This window comes from Mycolicibacter sinensis (genome assembly GCF_001667945.1).
Classification (GTDB): Bacteria; Actinomycetota; Actinomycetes; order Mycobacteriales; family Mycobacteriaceae; genus Mycobacterium; species Mycobacterium sinense_B.
The window spans coordinates 1-19,984 of sequence record NZ_LZJK01000039.1 but is presented as its reverse complement, the minus strand read 5'-3'; the positions used below and the strand labels follow the sequence as shown (position 1 = coordinate 19,984).

The window sequence follows — 19,984 nt, the reverse complement described above, 5'->3', positions numbered from 1 at the left end:
TCGCTACCCCGTAGGGAGCTTGAGCACCTGTTGGCGTTCGGAATCCACGACATAAACGTTTCCGGATAAGTCGGTTGCTACGCCCTCTGGGTCGGCGAGCGCGCCGAACGGCAGCATGGTCGGACGGTCAGACCCGACCAGCAGCCGTAGCACTTGGCGGTTGTTGGCGTCAGTGATGTAGACGTCGCCGGCGGTGTTCACCGCAATGCCGTAGGGCTGGCTGAGGCCGGTGAACGGAAGCACGGTCTGCTCGCCGGATCCGGCGGCCAGTTTCACCACCCGGTTGTCGTAGGTCCCGGTGTCGGTGGCGTAGACGTTGCCCGCCACGTCTACGGCGACACCTGAGGCGAATTCGAGTCCAGTGAAGGGCAGCACGGTCTGGTGTGTGGCCCCGGCTTCCAGCTTCACCACCGCGTGCTTGCGTCGGTCGGCGACATAGACGCTGCCCACACCGTCGACTGCCACCCCACGCGGGTCGATGAGGTCGGTGAACGGCAACTCGGTCTGTTCGGCGGATCCGGCCGCCAGCTTCACCACCGTCCCGACGGGATCGGGCCCGGAGCTGAAGGAGGTGACGTAAACATTCCCGGCGGCATCCACGGCCAGCCCGGTCAGATTCCCCAGCCCGGTGAACGGCAGCTCCGTCTGTTTGGCCGAGCCGGCCTCCAGCTTCACCACCTTGCGTTCGGCGGCGTCCGTGACGTAGACGTTGCCGGCGGAGTCCACCGCCACGCCATTCGGCCTCCCGAGGCCGCTGAACGGCAGCCTGCGCGGCTCGGAGCCGCGCGAAGACCACCCCGGGGCGGTATGGCCCGATTCGGCCGTTGTCGATACCAGCGAGCCGGGGGTGGTCCGGGTGCACCCCGGCAGTGTCAAACACGCCGTGACGATGGCGATTCCGAGACGCACGACCATGCGCGGCGTTGCGCGGTGGGGCCGTCGAGCGCGACGCGATGGTGCAAGCCTCCCATCCATGCGATGAAGGTAGTCGCGGTGTTGCAATCGGCCCACACCGGACGGCGCCACGGCGCTGGATGCGCCGCTGACCATCCCTTCCAGATCGGTGCTACTCGGGTAGTATTTCGGTATGAAACTGAGTGTGAGCTTGTCCGACGCCGACGTCGCGGCGCTGGATGCCTACGTGGCCAACACCGGCCTGCCCTCGCGATCCGCCGGCCTGCAGCGCGCGATCCGCATGCTGCGCTACCCCACCTTGGACGACGACTACCGCCGCGCGTGGGCGGAGTGGTCGGAAGGCGGCGAGGAAGAGGCCTGGGACCGTGCAGTCGCCGACGGGATCGGCGATGCGGCGCGGTGAGATCTGGCTGGTCGACCTCGATCCGGCTCAAGGTAGCGAAGCGAATAAGCAACGTCCCGCCGTCGTCGTCAGCAACGATCGCGCCAACGCTTCCGCTGCGAATCTGGGACGCGGCGTCGTCACCGTCGTACCTGTGACGAGCAACGTCACCAGGATCTATCCGTTCCAGGTGCTGCTGACGGCCGAGCGCACCGGCCTGTCCGTCGACTCCAAGGCGCAGGCCGAACAAATCAGGTCGGTGTCGGTCGGCCGAATGCGGCATCGCCTGGGGCGACTCCGCTCAAAGGAGTTGACACAACTCGACGATGCGCTGCGCCTGCACCTCGAATTATGGTCGGTCTGAGTCCAACTCAGACCAAAGCCGGCTCGGAGGACTCTGCCAGGATCGGCGGGACCGTAGCCGCCGCCGCGACGCTGATGTAGGCCACCGTGAAACAGCCGATGGTGTACCACAGACTTCCGATCGGGTCGCCGTCGGCGGTCACCCCGTCCACCGCGCCGAGGTAGGCCGGTAGCGCGGTCAGCCACAGCACCGTCATCACCGACAGGTACACCGCCGCATAGCGGACGATCAGCGGATTGTCGTGACGGCCGCCGACGATCAGGTTCAACCGCAGCCGCCGCCACTGCATGATGAGCACCGGCACGGCGATCACCGCGATGACCAGAAGCTCTGCGGCATAAGCGATCCCCAGCAGCCGGCCGTCGGTGGCGGCACCCAGAAGTGTTGCCGGCAGCGGCAGGATCCCGGTCCCCAGCGAGGCCAGCAGACCGATGACGATGGTTCGCACGAGCACCTGCGGGCCGCTGAACCGCCGGCCCTGGTCGACCTGGCGGCCGACGAGCAACTGGACGCAGAACGCCAGCGACGCCGGCCACAGCGCCGCGAACACGACCACGCTGCCCATCGGCACCGAGGCGAACATCGGTTGATTCAGCGGGTTGTCCACCGACCACTCCCACCAGCGCAGCTGCGGTCCGAGGTGATCGAAGATCTCATAGAAGGCGTGGTGGACAAAACCGACGCACACCGCGCCGACGACGACGCCGTAGCGGCGGAACACCCCCAGGATGCGAACGATCTCGAAGGCGACGGTCGCCATCATCGGATAGATCGCCACGATGTACAGCGGCAGCCGGCCCCACAGGAAGTCGACGCTGAACACGTTGTGCGCGAACATCGTATCGACGTGCCCGTCGATCCCGAACGCCGCCGGGAAGTACAGCGGCGGCTCGATGATGAGCAGATAGGCGATCGCGCCGAACCACAGCGCCAGGTTGGTGGCATCGCCGTGGCGGCGGAACCGGTTGATCGCGTAGCCCAGGGCCAGCACCGCTCCGATGATCACGGTGAGCTCCAGGACCGGCAGCGTCCAGTTCTCCAGGTGCGCTGGATTGCGGAACTCCACCAGGCCACCGGCCTCGGAGCAGGAGAACCCCAGCGCGTCGGCGAGGCGCTCGAAGGTCGGTGCACACAGGTCGGACATCAGGCGCTCTTCTCGTCAGCGGTGTACCACTTGGTCACGTCGTAGCCCTGGTCGTAGCGGGCGAACCACTCCTCGGCCAAAACGGGGATCTTCTCGTGTGCCGGTTTGTGATTGGGCAGCTGACTCCGCACGATACCGTTCACGGCGGTGAGTATCTCCCCCTTGGGCAGATGTTTGAAGGCATCGAGCACCGGGCCTTGATTGGCCGGCCAGCCGAACGGAATCCGCCGCCGCCAGGCCTGCTTGCCGCGGTAGGTGCTGAACAGCGACAGTGCGTCGACCTTGCGCTCGGCCAACGGGATGTGCTTGTTGAATCCTTCGCAGGCCACCTTGATGACGCTCATGACGTGTTTGAAGATCGACGGCGCCATCCGCATCCGGTACCACGGGTCGCCGACGACGGCGTCATAGATGATCAGCGCGGAACTGCGGTGCTCGACCTCTTCGACGAAGTGCCACAGGAACAGTGACGCCACCCGGTCATCGCCCGGGGCGAACAGGGTGTCGTCGTGGTCGAGCATCAGCTTGAAGACCGGGGTGAAGGTCGCCTCCAGGTCGGCGGTGTAGGCCAGCCGGTAGCGCAGCGGCGTCTCAGCGACCAGTCTGTCGAACATCGCGTTGCACTCGTTGAGGGTTTCCTTGAGCCCGGGATAGGCCTTGATGAGCGCCTTGGCGTGCCCGCGGTGGGCCATCGAGTGCTGGCCTTCCTGGCGGACGAAGGCATCGGCCTCCTCGGCGATCGCCGGGTCGGTGATCGTCGGCGTGACATCGGCCATCGTCGAGACGATCATCTTCTCGAAGCCGATCGCCAGAAGCGACACCGCATTGGCCATCGACGAGAACGCCGGGTTGGCTTCGTTCCACAGGAACGGCACGGGATGATCGGCGAATGCGAACCGCAACTTGCGCACGATCAGGTCGGTCATGGGCTACCTCGGCAATCAACATACAAACGAACGTCCTCGCGTATGATTGTTCGGTGCGAGACGGTTGTCAAGGGAATCACTGATGGCACGCCGGCGCGGCTGGGGCGGTAACCCGCCCCGCAACGACGAAGAAGCCAGCCAGCGGATCATCGCCGCGGCCGTGGATCTGGTCGCCGAGACCGGCTCGGCGGTGTCCCTGGCCGATGTCGCCAACGCCCTCGGGGTCATCCGGCAGACGGTGTACCGCTACTTCCCCACCGCCGACGCCCTGATGCGCGCCGTGGCGATCGCCTCGGTCGACGGCTTCCTCGACCGGCTGACCGAGCACGTGCAGGGGATCCATGAGCCGGCCGACGCCCTCACCGAAGGCACCCTCTACACCCTCGATGCGGTGGCGCGCTCGCCCCACCTGGGGGCAGTGCTGTCGTCGTCATCGCCGCACAGCCGGGAGCTGACCTCCGAGGAGGCCCGGGCGTTCGGGATGCGGATGATCGAGCGGTTCGACGTCGACTGGGTATCCCACGGCTATGACGAACCCAGCCTGCGCGAACTCGTCGAGTTCGTCCTGCGGATCATGTTGTCGTTCGTCGTGGCGCCCAACGGGCCCGAGCGTTCCCCCGACGAACTACGCCGGTTCCTGCGGCGCTGGCTGGGCGAAGCGGTCGCCGCCCAGAAACCGCGCAACTCCTAACTCGTTCCACGTCCCCCGAGGGCGCCCGCCGGCCCTATCGGATACCCTACGGGGTATGGTATCGACGTGGGATCGAAGCGGAGGTGCGCCGTGCGTGTGATAGCCGTGATCACCAAGCGGGCATGGCTGCCACTGGTGATGGCCTTGGCAGCGCTAGCCGGAGCGGTGGCGGTGATCAACCTGCGCGGCGCTTTCGGATCCGACGAGATCTTCCACTGGGACAGCAGCGGGTCGGCCCCGATCGCCTCGGTCAACGAAAAGCGGGTCGTCTACCAAGTTTTCGGCCCCGACGGCAGCACCGGTGGCGTCAGCTACCTCAACGAAGAGACCCGGGCGGTGCGCGCGACATTTTCACGGCTGCCGTGGAGCTACACCATCACCACGACGAGCCCCGCCATGATCGGCAATGTGGTCGCTCAAGGTGACGGCGACCGGATCGGCTGCCGCATCACCGTCAACGGCGAGATCAAAGACGAACACGTCGCCGTCGGGCGCCACGCCCAGGCCTTTTGTCTGGTCAAAGCCGCATGAGCGCCCACGACAGCCGTCGCCCGCGGTACATGCGCCTGGTCCGTCGGCTGGCCTGGCCGCTGATCATCTTCTGGCTGCTGCTGACTGTGGGCCTCAACGTGCTGGTGCCGCCGATCGAATCGGTGGCGCGCCACCACGCGGTGACGATGTCCCCGCACGACGCGCCGTCGCTGATCGCCGCGAAGCACATCGGCGCGAAGTTCGAGGAATTCGACTCCGATGCCATGGTGATGCTGGTGCTCGAGGGCCAGAGCGAACTCGGGCCGGAGGCCCACCGCTACTACGACACGCTGGTCGCGAAACTGTCGGCGGACCACGAACACGTCCAGCACATCGCGGATCTGTGGGGTGACCCGATCACCGCCGCCGGCGTGCAGAGCAGCGACGGTCGTGCCGCCTACGCGCAGATCAACACCGCCGGCGACCAGGGCAGCACGCTGGGCAACGAATCGGTCGACGCGGTGCGCACGATCGTCGCCTCGGTGCCGCCACCAGACGGGGTGAAGGCCTACGTCACCGGCCAGGCCGCGCTGACCACCGACATGACCGAGGCCGCCGACAAATCCATGCTCAAGATGATGGGCGTCACCGGCATCGTCATCATCATCATGCTCGCGCTCGTCTACCGTTCGGCTGCCACCGTGGCGCTGGCACTGGTGATGGTCGGTTTCGAGATGGGCACCGCCCGCGGCCTGGTCGCACTGCTGGGCGACCGTGGCCTGCTGGGGTTCTCAACGTTCGTCGTCGCCATGCTGTCATCACTGGCGATCGCAGCCGGCACCGACTATGCGATCTTTCTGATCGGCCGCTACCACGAAGCCCGCAACGCCGGGGAGGACCGCGAGGCGGCCTGGTATTCGATGTTCCGGGGCACCTGGCATGTCATCTTGGGCTCAGGACTGACGATCGCCGGGGCATCCCTGTGCCTGCATTTCGCCCGGCTGTCCTACTTCAAAGCGCTCGGCGTCCCGTCGGCTCTGGGTCTGCTGGTGGTGATCGCCGGTGCGTTGACCGTCGCCCCGGCCGTCGTCGCGGTCGCCGCTCCGCTGCTCGATCCCAAGCGGGTGGAAGGGCGTGGTTGGCGGCGCATCGGAACCGCCAACGTCCGCTGGCCCGGCCCGGTGTTCGTGGCCGCCCTGCTGGTCACCCTGGTCGGGATGCTCGCGGTGCCCGGAATGCGGATCAGCTTCAACGACCGGTTCTATATCCCCGCCGGCCTGCCGGCCAATGTCGGCTATGACGCGGCGGAACGGCATTTCAGCGCCGCCCGGATGAATCCCGACGTGCTGATGGTCGAAGCCGATCATGACCTGCGCAACCCCGCCGACATGATCATCTTGGACCGCATCGCCAAGAACATGTTCCGCACCCGCGGCGTGGAGCGGGTGCAGAGCATCACCCGGCCGCTGGGCAGTCCCATCGACCACACGTCGATACCGTTTCAGATCAGCATGCAAGCGGTTCCGATCCAGGAAAATCTGCAGTTCATGACCGATCGGCTCGCCGACATGCGCACGATGAGCGACGATCTGGGCGCCACGATCGAGTCGATGACCCACCTTCGTGACCTGGTCATCCGGCTGGGCGGCACCACCGGCCGGATGCATGCCGACATGGCCGACATCACCTCGACCGTCGACGAGATCCGGGACCACATCGCCGATTTCGACGACGTCGCGCGGCCGGTGCGCAATTACTTCTACTGGGAGCAGCATTGTTTCAACATCCCGGTCTGTCACGCGGTCCGCTCGGTGTTCGACGCCTACGACGGGATGGACCAGTTCAGCGAGAAGATGCGGCCGCTGCTCGATGACGTCAACGCCGTCGACGCGCTGATGCCGCAGATCGTCGAGCAGTTCACGCCGATGATCGCGGTCGCCGAGTCCATGCGCGCCAGCCTGCTGAGCATGCACAGCAGTTTCGCCGGGCTGGTGACCCAGATGGCCCGGATGACCGACACGGCCAGCGAGATGGGCCGCGCGTTCGACGCCTCGAAGGCGGACGACTACTTCTATCTTCCCCCGGAGGCGTTCGACAACCCCGACTTCCAAAAGGGCCTGGAGCTCTTCGTGTCCCCGGACGGCACGGCAGCACGGTTCATCGTGACCTACGACGCGGATCCCGCGACGCCCAAGGGGATTTCCTTCGTCGAACCGATGCTGGCTGCCGCCCATGACGCGGTGAAGGGCACGCCACTGACAAACGCGAGGTTCTATCTCACCGGGACCGCAGCGGTGTACAAGGATATCCAGGCCGGCTCCGTCTACGACATCCTGATCGTCGGGGTGGCCGCAGTGACGTTGATCTTCATCGTGATGCTGTTGATCACCCGCGCCCTGGTGGCCGCTGCCGTGATCGTCGGGACCGTGCTGCTGTCGCTGAGTGCGGCGTTCGGGCTCTCGGTGCTGGTGTGGCAGCACATCTTCGGGCTCCCGCTGAACTGGATCGCACCGGTGTTCGGGGTGATCATCCTGCTGGCGGTGGGCTCGGACTACAACCTGCTGCTGGTGTCCCGGTTCCAAGAGGAGATCGGGGCCGGGATCAAGACCGGGATCATCCGCTCCATCGGCGGAACCGGTTCGGTGGTCACCGCGGCAGGCCTGGTGTTCGCGTTCACCATGATGTCGATGGCGGCCAGCGACCTGTACTCGATCGGCCAGGCGGGCAGCACGATCGGGCTCGGATTGTTGTTCGACACCCTGATCGTGCGGGCGTTCCTGACGCCCTCGATTGCGGCGTTGCTCGGACGGTGGTTCTGGTGGCCCCGGGAGTTTGCGCGGGCGGTTCCCGCACGCCCGCCGGTGTCTACCCGGCCGCCGGTGATCGCGGAATCACGGTAGGGCGAAAGTCGTATTGGGTGGCGGTGGCGCCGATGCCACCACGGGCAGCCAGGTTGCCGAACGGAACCATTGGCGGGATCGCCGACGACGGCCCCGCCCCCACCGGAGGAGCCACGCCGGTCGCGGGCAACGCCGTGGCCGCCGGTCCAGCGGCCACCCCCATTCCCGTCCACGCCGGGGGCACTGACAATGCGCCGATCGAGGCGGCCCGGCCGACACCGGCGGTCGCCGCCGACCCGGTCGTGAAGCCGGTCAGCGTCACCGAACCGGCCGTTCCGGCGGCTGCGGCCGGCGCCGCCGCCAGACCGGCGGTGGCCCCCTTGGCGCCGTTGGCGCCGGTCATCAACATGCGCATGAGCATGCTCATCGGCATCATCGCCATCCGCAACGGCATCATCAACGAGGAGAGGCCGGCCAGCGATGACGTCGAGGCACCCGACGGTGTCTCAGTCGCCGGTGCCGCCAGACTCTGTAACGCCGCCGGGGTTGTCGAGATCAGCTGCGGCCCTTGGGACATCAACGTTTCAGTGTCGGTCCCCGTGGTGGCGGCAGCAGATTGCGCCAGCGAAAAGGCCTGGGTGGCTTGTCCGGACGGGTCGGTGGTCTGCGGCGGCGAGGTGAACGGGCTGACTTGGGTGGCCACCGCGGATGCTCCGGCATAGCCGTACATCGCCGCCGCATCCTGGGCCCACATCTGGAGGTAGTCGGCTTCGGTGGCCGCGATCGCCGCGCTGTTCTGCCCCAACACATTGGTCGCGATCAGCGTCGCCTGCAGGCTGCGATTGGCTGCGATGAGCGGTGGCGGCACCGTGGCGGCGAACGCGGTTTCATAGGCGCCAACCGCCGCGGACAGCTGGGCGGCCGCCTGCTGGGCCTGCGCCCCGGTCGCGCTGAGCCAGGTGATGTATGGGCCGGCCGCTGCCGCCATGGCCACCGAGGTCGGCCCCGCCCACGACCCGGCCGTCAGACCCGCGATCACCGACCCGTAGGACGCAGCAGCCGACTGCAGCTCGGCGGCCAAGTCCTGCCAAGCCGCCGCGGAGGCCAGCAGCGAACCCGGCCCGGCCCCGGCGTACATCCGCGCCGAATTGATCTCCGGCGGCAAGGCTCCGAAATCCATTGCCTCCCCTTATGTCCTGGTCGGCACCCAGGCCGACGAGACGATTTAGGAAGGTTATCTAGCTATTTTGGGTGCCCGGCAGGTCTGCGCTGTGCGCCCGCTGTGCGCGGGACCGTCAGGTTCAGCACGCCGGAAAGGTACTGCTCGCGGCAGGCGGTTCGCCCGAGCTTGCCGCTGGTGGTGCGTGGGATCGCCCCGGCCGGGACGAACCGGATATCGGCGGCGGTCAACCCGTGCACCCGCAACACCTCCGCGCGGATCGCCGCGATCGCCGGTGCCGGGTCCTTGCGGCCGGTGCCGGTGGCACGCTCGGCGACGATCACCAACCCGTCGCCCGCATCGGCCGGGGCGGTGAACGTCACCACGTAGCCGCTGCGCACCATCGGCGAGGCCTGCGCGACCGTGGCCTCGATATCGTGCGGGTAGTGGCTGCGACCGTCGATCGTCATCAAGTCCACCGTCCGGCCGGTCACATAGAGCTCGCCGTCGAGATAGAACCCCAGATCGCCGGTGCGCAGCCAGGTGACGCCGCTCGGCGTTCGCTCGGCGTGACTGCCCTGTGCCAACCGGCGCCGCAGCCGCGCGCCGAACACCTGCCGCGTCTCCTCCGGCCGACCCCAGTAGCCCGCGGTCACGTTGTCGCCATGCAGCCAGATCTCGCCGATGTGGCCGTCGGGCAGTTCGTGGCCGGCGTCGGCGTCGACGATCACCGCCCACAGGCTGCGCGCGACCCGGCCGCAGGACACCTGGGCCACCGCATCCGGGGCGTCGGCAGCCACCGGCACCGCGCGGCCCGCGCCGAGCTGCTCGCGACCCAGGTACAGCACGCTCGCCTCGGCGTCGGGGTCGATCGTTGCCACGAACAGCGTGGCCTCGGCGATACCGTAGGACGGCTTGATCGCGGTGCGAGGTAACCCATAGGGGGCGAATGCCTCGTTGAACGCCGTGATCGCCGACATGCTCACCGGTTCGGATCCGATGATCATCACCACCCGCGCCAAGTCGATGTCGGCTCCCGGTGCGGGCAGTCCGCGCGCCGCGGTCAGCTCATAGGCGAAGTTCGGCGCCGCGGTGACCACCCGGCCGCGGCGCGAGGCGTCCGACAGGGCGTTGATCCAGCGCTGCGGCCGGCGGATGAACGCGGTCGGCGACATCAGCGTCGAGTGTCCCCCATAAACGGCGGGAAACCCGATCATCGACAGGCCCATATCGTGGTAGAGCGGTAACCAGCTGAGCCCGTGGGTGTTTCGGTCCAGCATGTCGATCGACAGGATCATCTGCAGCAGGTTGGTTCCCACCGCTCGGTGGGTCACCTCTACACCGACCGGAGGCCGGGTGGCGCCGGAGGTGTACTGCAGATGCGACACATCGTCGACGTCGATGTCCACGGGCTGAAACGCCGCGGCGGCCGAGTCGGGGATTTCGTCGATGGCGATGACGCGGGGCTGCAACGGCCGCGGCAGCCCGCGCAGAAACTCTTCGACGATGGGCCGCACCGCCGCCGTGGTCAGCACCACGGCCGGGGTGGAGTCGCGCAATGCGGTATGGAGGCGTTCGGCATGCCCGGGCAACTCGGGGGCGAACAGCGGCACCGCGATGGTGCCGCACTTGACCGCGGCGTAGAACCCGGCGACGTAGTCGAGTCCCTGGGGAGCCAGGATCGCCACCCGGTCGCCGCGGTCGGTGACCTGTTGCAGCCCGGCCCCGATGGCGCGCAGCCGCTGACCGAACTGCGTCCAGGTCAGTTCGATGGCGCGGCCCTCGTCCGGTCCGGTGTAGTCAAGATAGCGAAAGGCCACCGCGTCACCGACATGGGCGATGTTGCGGTCGATCAGCGAGATCAGGGTGTCGTGCGGCGGTAAGACGATGCCGCCCTCGGAGTCCAGGCACTCCTCGATCTGGACCAGACCCGTCATGTCCCGCAGTCTAGGGGCCCGCTGCGCATGGCTTGTCCTTCCCAGGCCGCGCGTTGGCCGCGCAGACCGCAGGCAGGATCAGCGTGTCGATGACGCTGCGGACGAACTTCGCGTCGACGCGCTGACCGTTGATCGCGCGCATCAGCCCCATCCCCGTCAAGGCGTCAGCGATCAGCGACCAGTCCCGGCCGGGTGCGAGCTCACCGCGCGCCGTTGCCCGTTGCAAAATGGCCGTCACCACGCGGCGGCCCCTCAGCAATAGCAGGTCGTCGAGTGCTGCGCTGAGCGCAGGATCGTGCATCGCCTCCATCGCCACGCGCAACACCAGATCATTGGGGATCCGCTCGCTCTCGTTGCGTGCCGCACGCTCCACGAGCGCGTCGAAGTCCCCGGCCAGGCTGCCGGTGTCGGGGGCATCATGGTCGGTCAGGTCCGGCCGCCAGTACACCAGCGCATCGGTGATCAACGCAGCCTTCGACGACCAGCGACGGTATATCGCGGCCTTGCCGACGCCGGCTCGGGTGGCGACATCGTTCATATTCGTGCCGTTGTAACCGTGCTCGGTCAACGCGGCCAGCGCCGCGTCGAGGATCGCCGAATCACGCGAGCGATCGAGCCGACCGTCGGTGCGTTGGCGCAGTTGTGATCTCGCGTCCGTTTCCATGATCTTCATGCGGTAGGTATCGGAATGGGCGCGGTGTCTTCTCCGCCGCCCGCCGGTTTTGGTTCGGGTCCACGACCGCTCCGCCCGGTGATCTTAAAGGTGTTGAGCGGCCACCAGAACCAGCGGCCCAGCACAGCAGCGATCGATGGGGTCATGAACGCCCGCACCATCAACGTGTCGATGATCAGGCCGATACCGATCGTCATGCCCAGTTGGCCGACCACCCGCAGATCACTGACCAGCATGGCCATCATGGTGAAGGCGAACACCAACCCGGCGGCGGTGACGACGCGTCCGGTGGCACCGACACCACGGATGATGCCGGTATTGAGCCCGGCGGGGATCTCTTCTTTGAGGCGCGAGACCAGCAGGAGGTTGTAGTCCGAACCCACCGCCAGCAGAATCACCATCGACAGCGGGAGCACGATCCACTGCACCCCCAGGCCCAGGATGTCCTGCCAGAACAGGACCGACAAGCCACACGCGATACCCAACGATGCGGCGACGGTTCCCACGATTACCACGGCGGCCACCATGCTGCGGGTGATGATCAGCATGATCGAGAAGATCAGGATCATCGATGCGATAAGAGCGATCATCAAGTCGATGGCGACGCCGTCCTGCATATCGGAGTACAGCGACGCGGTACCGGCGAGCGAAACCTTCGCGGTGGCCAGCGGGGTGCCCTTGAGGGCGTCCGCGACGACGTCTTTGAGGTCCCGCACATGTGCGATGCCCTGTACCGACGCCGGGTCGCCCTGGTGGGTGATGATCATCCGGACCGCCTTGTGGTCCGGCGACATGAACATCTTGATCCCGCGCTGGAAGTCCGGATTGTCGAACACATCCGGCGGCAGATAGAAGAAATCGTCGTTCTTGGCCTGGTCGAAGTACAGGCCGATCTCGGTGGCGCCCTTGGCCAGTTCCTGCTGCTGGGCCTGGGTGCCGGCCATGGTGCTGTGGGTCGCGATCATGAAGTCCCGCATCGTCTTCATCGAGTCGATGGTCTGCTGCAGCACCGGCAACAGCTGCGGCATCAGCTCATCCAGGTGGTCCAGGTCGACGAGCAGGCCATCAATCTGCGCGGCGAGTTGATCGATCCCGTCGATGGTGTCGAAAATCGACCGCAGCGCCTGGCAAATCGGGATGTCGTAGCAGTGCGGTTCCCAGTAGAAGTAGTTGCGCAGCGGGCGGAAGAAATCGTCGAAATCGGCGATATGATCACGCAATTCGTTCGTGGTCTCCGCCATCTCCTGCGTCCTGCCGACCATGCTATGTGTGGTTTGGGTCATCTCCTTCATGATCGTGTACATGCGTTCCATGTTGGCGACGGTCTTGGACATCTCGTCGGCCTGCTCGAGCATCTGTGCCGCGTTGTCGTTGTTGAACTTCGCGGCCTGCAGGGTGCCGGCATTCTGCGCGCCGAGCAGGAATGGGATGGAGCTGTGCTCGATCGGTGCGCCCAGCGGCCGGGTGATCGTCTGTACCCGATCGATGCCGCGCATGCGGAAGACGTTCTTGGCAACCTTGTCGATCACGAGCATGTCCGCGGGCGTGCGCAGGTCGTGATCGGCCTCGAGCATCAACAGTTCGGGGTTCATCCGGGCCTGCGAGAAGTGGCGGTCCGCGACATCCATGGCCCGGTTGGCGGGCATGTCGGGCGGGGTGAATTTCTGATCGTTGTACTGCGGCACATAGGTCAGCAGGCTGACGAAACCGATAACGGCGACCGCGCTGGTCACCAAGATGATGGGAACGGGCCAGCGCACCGTGGCGGTTCCGACCTTGCGCCAGTTCCGCGTCGAGAGCTTCTTCCTGGGGTCGAGCAGTCCGAACTTCGACGCAACGACCAGTACCGCGGGGGCCAGTGTCAGTGCCGCGACGATGATGACCAAAACCGCGATCGCGCAGGGTGGGCCCATGGTCTGGAAGTAGGGCAGCGTTGTCATGCTGAGGCACATCAAGGCGCCGACGATGGTCAACCCGGAACCCAGGATGACGTGCGAGACACCGCTGTAGGAAACGTAGAACGCCTCTTCAGCATCGAGGCCTTTCGACCTCTCTTCGTGATATCGGCCGAGGAGGAAGATCAAGTAATCCGTGATCGCGGCCAGGGACAGCATGGTCACCATGCTCACCGCATACGGGGTCAAACCAACGATGTTCATGTTGCCGGCTACGGCCGTAACGCCCATGGCGGCAAACAGGCCCAGGCCGATGACCACCATCGACACCAGCATCGTCACCACCGAGCGGTAGATGGCCAGCAGCATCGCGATGATGATGGCGACCGACACCAGCTCCATCGTCGCCAGGCTTTGATGGCCGGCCACACTGGTGTCGGCATTGAGCACCGTATTGCCCGCGACGTGCGCCGTGATACCCGGCGGCGGGGTCACCGAAGCAACGATGTCACGCACCGCCGCCACCGACTCGTGGCTTTCGGTGGTGCCCTGCGAGCCGTTGAGAAAAATCTGCACGTAGGCCGACTTGCCGTCCACGCTCTGCGAACCGGCCGCGGTCAGCGGGTCACTCCAGAAATCCTGCACGTTCTGGACGTGCTCGTGGTCGGCCTCGAGTTTGGCGATGATCTCATCGTAGAACTTGTGCGCGGCGTCGCCGAGTTTGTCCTCGCCTTCCAGCACGACCATCGCGGTGGAGTCCGAATCGTACTGCTGAAACACCTTGCCGATATTGAGCATCGCTTGATACGACGGCGCGTTCAGCGGACTGATCGGCACCGAGCGGGTCGCCGCGACCTCGCCCAGTGAGGGGACCACGGTGCCCAGGACGACCGCGACGAACACCCAGAACAAGATGATCGGCAGCGAGAAGACCCGAACCATCCGGCCGAGAAACGGGCGATGCGAATTAGTGCGAAGGGCGCTCATACGGATTTCACCAAGCAGTAGATGAACGGTTTGACGGTGTCGTTGCTCGCCCGGTCATCGCGCACCTTGTCATCGACCGTCACCCGGCACCGAAGGCCGCTGACGTTGCGGTCGCCTTGCGCCATGATATTGGCCGACATTGACGGAAGCGTCGTCACGATCGTGAACGACCAAGGCAGCGGGGCGTTTTCGACGAGATTGGGTTGACCGTTCTCGTCGAGGTAGTTCAGGTTGACCGTCCCTCCCGTGCCGGTGACCTCGTAGGTGATGTGCTTCGGATTGAAGTTCTCGGTGATCGCCGAACCTTCCGCCAAATTTGGGCCGTGGTAGCCCAGGGACCCGCGGATCCGGCTGATCGCATAGCCGCCCAGTGCCACGACCACCACAAGCAGTAGCGGAATCCAGAACCGCTGCAACACTCGATACACGCCGGTGCGCACCTCCCCCTCTTGTCTTGTTCGGTCCGACGCCGGACGGTCCGATTCAGCCGAGATGATGGGCTCGCCCATCGACACGGAACCCGAGTTCCGTCATTGCGACGGTCGTTACCGTACCGCACTCGGGTGAGGGGTCTGCGCATCGAGGCCCGGCCGAAGCTCGCGTCGGGCCCGAAAGCCGGCGCAGCTCCGCCGGCGGGGGCTCACATCACCGGTTCGTGCAGCGCCAGGCTGATGAAGACGTAACCCATGCAGATCAGCAGGTTCAGCGCGGCGAGCATCAGCCCGGCCACGATCAGGGCGTGGACCAGGCGGCGCCGGGTGCGCTGGGAGCGTGCCAGCCGCTGCTCGCGTTGCATGGCGGTCGCGGCGAGGGCGAACATGTAGTCGATCGACTCCGCGGAGGCCAGCGGTGCGCCGGCCGTCACCTCACGCAGCCGGGCAGCCGGGATCTGGACGCCGACGCCGGCGAAGCGCCGGCTCATCCGCCGCGCGCTCCAGCGACCGACCGGGTGGTCCACCGAAGCAATGTGCTGCGGCGGCTGACCCCAGGGCGTATCCCAACGGTCTGACCGGCCCGTCATAACTCCTCACCATAGTCCGAAAACCGCCGAATCCCCCGGCTTCAGCCAACTTCCGTTGCAACGCCGGCAGCGTGCGGAAGATGTATGCCAAAACTGCGCAATCGCTCAGCGAGCGGCGGCACAATACTTGGGAGTAACACGCGCGAACCCGCCGCAGCAACCGGGCGAACAGGAGCCGATTCCCATGACGACCATCGAGACGAAAGCGACGAGCGCACCGGCCCAACCAGACGTCGAGGCCGACGTCGTCGCGACACAGCAATACTTCGACAGTCCGCGTTTCGAAGGAATCACCCGGCTGTACTCCGCCCGCCAGGTCGTCGAGCAGCGCGGCACCATCCCGTCCGACTACATCGTGGCGCGCGAGGCGGCGACCGCGTTCTACACGCGACTGCGCGAGCTGTTCGCCGCGAAGAAGAGCATCACCTCCTTCGGCCCCTATTCGCCCGGCCAGGCGGTGGTGATGAAGCGGGTGGGGATCGAGGGCATCTATCTGGGCGGCTGGGCGACTTCAGCCAAGGGCTCCATCACCGAAGACCCGGGCCCCGATCTGGCCAGTTACCCGCTCAGTCAGGTGCCCGAGGAGGCCGCCGGGCTGGTGCGTGCCCTGCTCACCGCCGACCGCAATCAGCACTACCTGCGATTGCAGATGACCGAGGAGCAGCGCGCCGCCACCCCGGCCGTGGACTACCGGCCGTTCATCATCGCCGACGCCGACACCGGCCACGGCGGTGATCCACACGTGCGCAACCTGATCCGGCGATTCGTGGAGGCCGGGGTTCCGGGCTACCACATCGAAGATCAGCGGCCCGGAACCAAGAAGTGCGGACATCAGGGCGGCAAGGTGCTGGTGCCGTCCGACGAGCAGATCAAACGCCTGAACACCGCCCGGTTCCAGCTGGACATCATGGGCGTGCCCGGCATCATCGTGGCACGCACCGACGCCGAGGCGGCCAACTTGATCGACAGTCGCGCCGACGAACGCGACCAGCCGTTCATCCTGGGCACCACCAACTTGAAGATCCCGTCCTACAAGGCGTGTTTCCTGGCAATGACCCGGCAGCTGTACAACTCCGGGATCACCGAGATCAATGGTCACCTGCTCTATGACCTGCCCGAAGGCGAGTACGCCGCCGCCGACGCCTGGCTGGAACGCAACGGCATCACCGCACTGGTCACCAAGGCAGCCGAGAGCTGGCGCGGCAACGGGGCGCAGTCGGTCGATGGACTCTACGACGAGATCGAATCGAAGTTCGTCGAGGCCTGGCAGAACGACGCCGGGTTGATGACGTACGGCGAAGCCGTCGCCGAGATGCTCGAGTTCGCCGAGGGTGAAGGCGAGCCCCGCGACATGACCGCCGCGCAGTGGCGTGAATTCGCCGAGCGGGCCCCGTTTTACACCGCCCGAGAGAAGGCCGCCGAGCTCAACGCCGACCCGGGCTGGGACTGCGAGCGGGCCAAGACACCGGAAGGCTACTACCAGGTGCGCGGCGGTATCCCCTATGCGATCGCCAAATCGCTGGCCGCGGCACCGTTCGCCGACCTGCTGTGGATGGAGACCAAGACCGCAGACCTTGACGATGCCCGCCAGTTCGCCGAGGCGATCCACGCGGTGTACCCCGACCAGATGCTGGCGTACAACCTGTCGCCGTCGTTCAACTGGGACACCACCGGCATGACTGACGAACAGATGCGGGCCTTCCCGGCCGAGCTCGGCAAGATGGGGTTCGTCTTCAACTTCATCACCTACGGCGGGCACCAGGTCGACGGCGTGGCCTCCGAGGAATTTGCGGCCACCCTGCTGCAGGACGGCATGCTGGCGCTGGCCCGGCTGCAGCGCAAGATGCGGTTGGTCGAGTCGCCCTACCGCACCCCGCAGACCCTGGTCGGCGGACCACGCAGCGACGCCGCGCTGGCCGCCTCGTCCGGGCGCACCGCCACCACCAAGGCGATGGGCGCCGGTTCCACCCAGCATCAGCACCTGGTGCAGACCGAGGTACCCAAGAAGCTGCTGGAGGAATGGCTGGCGTTGTGGGCTGAGCACTATCAGCTCACCGACAAGCTACGCGTGCAGCTGCGCCCGACCCGTCCCGGATCCGACGTCCTCGAACTCGGTATCTACGGCGACGACGAGGAGAAGCTTGCCAATGTGATCGTCGACCCGATCAAGGACCGGCACGGCCGGAGCATCCTGACGGTGCGCGACCAGAACACGTTCGCCGAGAAGTTCCGCCAGAAGCGGTTGATGACGCTGATCCACCTGTGGCTGGTCAACCGGTTCAAAGCCGCTGCGGTGCACTATGTCACGCCCACCCAGGACAACTTGTACCAGACCGAGAAGATGAAGGCGCACGGCATCTTCAGCAGCGTCCACCAGGAGGTCGGTGAGATTATCGTCGCCGACGTGAACCAGCCGCGCATCGACGAACTGCTGGCCTCCGACCGGGTGGCGCTGGGCAAGCTGATCCGCAAGGAGGACTGAACGCATCCGCCCCCGAGCCGGTTACTCGGGCCAGCTGTTGCTCAGGATGGTCTCGACGAAATCGCCCCGGACGAAGGTCGGGTCGTAGTGTGCGAGCACATCGGCGTTGACCGTGCCGAACGTGCTGTCCGGGCGGTGTCGGAAGCCGTCGGTGAACGCGTGCAGGATGCGGCGTTTGAAGTCGGGACGCGGATGCGCGGCGGTCACCGCGTCACGCAGGTCTGACGACAGGTCGTCGCGGCCGATGCCGAGCACATCGGTCTCCACCCCGGCGGTGACCAGGGCGATCTCCGGATCGAGGAACTCCGGGACGCCCGGGGTGGTGTGCAACGCGATGGCCAACCAGACCTTGCGGGCATCGGCTTCGTCGGCGCCGCGCTCCAGCAGGAAGTCGCGGGCGGCGTTGGCGCCGTCGACCTCGAAGCGCAGGGCGGAGGCGCGGTAGCGCTCGGTCAGGCCCAGATCGTGAAACATCGCCCCGACGTAGAGCAGTTCCAGATCGGGGGTCAATCCTCGTCGGAGGCCTTGTAGCGCACCGAAGAAGAACACCCTACGAGAGTGGTGAAACAGCAGATCGTTCTCGGCGTCGCGGATGTAGTCGGTGACCTCCCGCACCAGCGGGGTGTCGGGGATCGCGATCCCGGCGATGGTTTCCAGTACTGCGGTCATTGGTCCGGCTCCTTTCGATTCGGCGACTGTTGTTTACCCGGCGAGGCTTCCGCCGCCGTCCACCCGGACAATCTGGCCGGTGATGTAGCCGGCGTCCTCGTCCAGCAGAAAGCAGATCGCATGGGCGATCTCCGGCGGCGTGCCGACGCGGTGCATCGGAATGCTCTGCAGGAAAAGTCTTTCCCGTTCTGACCCGATCGGGCTGCGCTCCCGGTACATCTCGGTCTCGGTAGGCCCGGGCGCTACCGCGTTGACGGTGATACCCGTCTCGGCGAGTTCAGCTGCCCAGATCCGGGTGCAGGTTTCCAGCGCAGCCTTCGCTGACGCGTACGGTGTGCGCTCCGGGGTGCCCAAGGTGGTCAAGCTGGTGACGTTGACGATGCGCCCCCATCCAGCGGCACGCATCCCCGGCAAGACGGCCTGCACGACCTGAACGGCGGTGCGCACGTTGAGGTCGTAGGTGTCGAGCAGATGGTCCAGATCGACCGACCCGATCCGGCCGAAGTGCGCGAACCCCACGTTGTTGACCACCGCATCGACGGGGCCGTCGGCGACGATGGCCGCCAGGGTCGTCGCAGTGGCCGCGCGGTCGGCCAGGTCCACCGGATAGAACGGCCCCGGGAAGTTCTCCGGGGCGGTGCGGGCGATGCCGATCGGTTGAACCCCACGGGCGGCAAGGCGGTCCGCGACCGCCCGCCCGATTCCCTTGGACGCGCCGGTGATCAACACTCGTCGATCCGGCCTGTTCGCGGGCATCTGGTCTCCTCTCAACAACACGCTTCGATCCGATTCTGGTCACCCAGCCGGCGATCCAGTCATGGCGGATGTGCCGCAGTTCCCACAGAATGCGACGTCGATGTGCCCGCCTGGGCGGCAATGAAGACCACACGCGCCCAGGCGGTCGCTGCACCGCCTGGGCCGTGTCTGACTGGGCCGCCTAGAGATCCAGGCCGAGGAACGCGTCCCCCGGGTCCATCAGCGAGGAGGCGTCGAAGCCGCCGAACAGTGCACTGAGGTCCACGTTCCCCAACGGTGTCACGAGGATGTCGGTAACGGTGCCCTCGGCACCGTCTAGGCCGGGGATTGCGGTGTAGACGTTGGCGAAACCGCCGCCGAGATTGAACACGTCGTACACCGAGCCGATCGCGGGGAGATCCGCGGTGTCCACGCCGGCGGCGGCGGTGACAGCGTCGACGGTGAACGCGGTGTTGGTCAGGCCCAGCAGCTGCGTCACGGTCTCCTGGGTGTGCACACTGCCGAGTTGCTCGGCATCGGCGGCGGTCCCGTCGTAGACGTGGAAGTCCTGCTCGGCCAGTGTTAGCAGGACAGAGGTGCCGGGCAGGGTGGCAGTACCGCCGCCGATGTTGAGCAGCGGCGGGACACCGATCGTCTGAAAGACCGGAGCGAAGCCCTCGGTCGCGTCGTCCC

18 protein-coding genes are annotated in these 19,984 nt (G+C 66.2%); 6 read left to right on the top strand and 12 right to left on the bottom strand.

The annotated features are described in order from the left end of the window. Positions 1–3 precede the first annotated feature (3 nt). The gene (locus A5694_RS24470; RefSeq protein ID WP_275084990.1) at positions 4–915 is read right to left on the bottom strand and encodes an NHL repeat-containing protein; all 912 of its coding nucleotides are present in this window, start codon (positions 913–915) and stop codon (positions 4–6) included. A 172-nt stretch (positions 916–1,087) separates the two neighbouring features. Here A5694_RS24470 and A5694_RS04300 point away from each other — a divergent pair, with 172 nt between their 5' ends. Beyond that, positions 1,088–1,318 carry a ribbon-helix-helix protein, CopG family gene (locus A5694_RS04300; protein WP_064920613.1) on the top strand — a complete coding sequence of 77 codons (231 nt, stop codon included), beginning with the start codon at positions 1,088–1,090 and terminating at the stop codon, positions 1,316–1,318. Then, a complete protein-coding gene (locus A5694_RS04295) occupies positions 1,305–1,661 on the top strand; it encodes a type II toxin-antitoxin system PemK/MazF family toxin (RefSeq protein WP_064920612.1) in 357 nt (118 codons plus the stop codon). Before A5694_RS04300 ends, A5694_RS04295 begins: the two co-directional genes overlap by 14 nt. Positions 1,662–1,668: 7 nt before the next feature. On the opposite strand, the gene A5694_RS04290 is transcribed toward A5694_RS04295, so the two are convergent. Both A5694_RS04290 and A5694_RS04285 read right to left on the bottom strand, forming a co-directional pair. After that, entirely contained in the window at positions 1,669–2,805 is a 1,137-nt protein-coding gene (locus A5694_RS04290; RefSeq protein ID WP_064920611.1) for a hypothetical protein, read from the bottom strand. Beyond that, entirely contained in the window at positions 2,805–3,731 is a 927-nt protein-coding gene (locus A5694_RS04285; protein ID WP_064920610.1) for a metal-dependent hydrolase, read from the bottom strand. Before A5694_RS04285 ends, A5694_RS04290 begins: the two co-directional genes overlap by 1 nt. Before the next feature lie 82 nt (positions 3,732–3,813). Here A5694_RS04285 and A5694_RS04280 point away from each other — a divergent pair, with 82 nt between their 5' ends. The 3 genes from A5694_RS04280 to A5694_RS04270 all read left to right on the top strand — a co-directional run bounded on the left by A5694_RS04280 (position 3,814) and on the right by A5694_RS04270 (position 7,793). Further along, positions 3,814–4,422 (top strand): TetR/AcrR family transcriptional regulator, encoded by a 609-nt coding sequence (locus A5694_RS04280; RefSeq protein WP_064920609.1) that lies wholly within the window; start codon positions 3,814–3,816, stop codon positions 4,420–4,422. Between the two features lie 138 nt (positions 4,423–4,560). After that, positions 4,561–4,953, top strand: coding sequence for an MmpS family transport accessory protein (locus A5694_RS04275; RefSeq protein WP_064920709.1), 393 nt, complete (start codon positions 4,561–4,563; stop codon positions 4,951–4,953). Continuing rightward, a complete protein-coding gene (locus A5694_RS04270; RefSeq protein WP_064920608.1) occupies positions 4,950–7,793 on the top strand; it encodes an RND family transporter in 2,844 nt (947 codons plus the stop codon). Before A5694_RS04275 ends, A5694_RS04270 begins: the two co-directional genes overlap by 4 nt. Here the strand turns inward: A5694_RS04270 and A5694_RS04265 are convergent. The 6 genes from A5694_RS04265 to A5694_RS04240 form a co-directional block, all read right to left on the bottom strand. After that, entirely contained in the window at positions 7,759–8,913 is a 1,155-nt protein-coding gene (locus A5694_RS04265) for a PPE family protein (protein ID WP_064920607.1), read from the bottom strand. The two genes, A5694_RS04270 and A5694_RS04265, sit on opposite strands and share 35 nt — an antisense overlap. A 62-nt stretch (positions 8,914–8,975) precedes the next feature. After that, positions 8,976–10,829, bottom strand: coding sequence for a fatty acyl-AMP ligase (locus A5694_RS04260; RefSeq protein ID WP_064920606.1), 1,854 nt, complete (start codon positions 10,827–10,829; stop codon positions 8,976–8,978). A gap of 10 nt (positions 10,830–10,839) precedes the next feature. Further along, a complete protein-coding gene (locus A5694_RS04255) occupies positions 10,840–11,502 on the bottom strand; it encodes a TetR/AcrR family transcriptional regulator (protein WP_109535587.1) in 663 nt (220 codons plus the stop codon). Then, on the bottom strand, positions 11,499–14,384 hold the full coding sequence (locus A5694_RS04250) for an RND family transporter (protein WP_064920605.1): 2,886 nt from the start codon (positions 14,382–14,384) through the stop codon (positions 11,499–11,501). Before A5694_RS04250 ends, A5694_RS04255 begins: the two co-directional genes overlap by 4 nt. Beyond that, positions 14,381–14,803, bottom strand: coding sequence for an MmpS family transport accessory protein (locus A5694_RS04245; protein WP_419179699.1), 423 nt, complete (start codon positions 14,801–14,803; stop codon positions 14,381–14,383). The genes A5694_RS04250 and A5694_RS04245 overlap by 4 nt, the downstream gene beginning before the upstream one ends. A 221-nt stretch (positions 14,804–15,024) precedes the next feature. Continuing rightward, positions 15,025–15,342, bottom strand: a complete 318-nt coding sequence (locus A5694_RS04240) for a hypothetical protein (RefSeq protein WP_234786573.1) — start codon at positions 15,340–15,342, stop codon at positions 15,025–15,027. A 247-nt stretch (positions 15,343–15,589) separates the two neighbouring features. Between A5694_RS04240 and aceA the strand changes: the two genes are divergently transcribed. Continuing rightward, a complete protein-coding gene (gene aceA, locus A5694_RS04235; protein WP_064920603.1) occupies positions 15,590–17,887 on the top strand; it encodes an isocitrate lyase ICL2 in 2,298 nt (765 codons plus the stop codon). A gap of 21 nt (positions 17,888–17,908) precedes the next feature. Here the strand turns inward: aceA and A5694_RS04230 are convergent, their stop codons facing one another. The 3 genes from A5694_RS04230 to A5694_RS23925 form a co-directional block, all read right to left on the bottom strand. After that, a complete protein-coding gene (locus A5694_RS04230) occupies positions 17,909–18,544 on the bottom strand; it encodes an HD domain-containing protein (protein ID WP_185746563.1) in 636 nt (211 codons plus the stop codon). A gap of 45 nt (positions 18,545–18,589) precedes the next feature. Then, positions 18,590–19,312 carry an SDR family oxidoreductase gene (locus A5694_RS04225; RefSeq protein ID WP_064920601.1) on the bottom strand — a complete coding sequence of 241 codons (723 nt, stop codon included), beginning with the start codon at positions 19,310–19,312 and terminating at the stop codon, positions 18,590–18,592. A gap of 181 nt (positions 19,313–19,493) precedes the next feature. Beyond that, a partial coding sequence (locus A5694_RS23925) for a hypothetical protein (RefSeq protein ID WP_428844256.1) occupies positions 19,494–19,984 on the bottom strand: 491 nt, incomplete at its 5' end.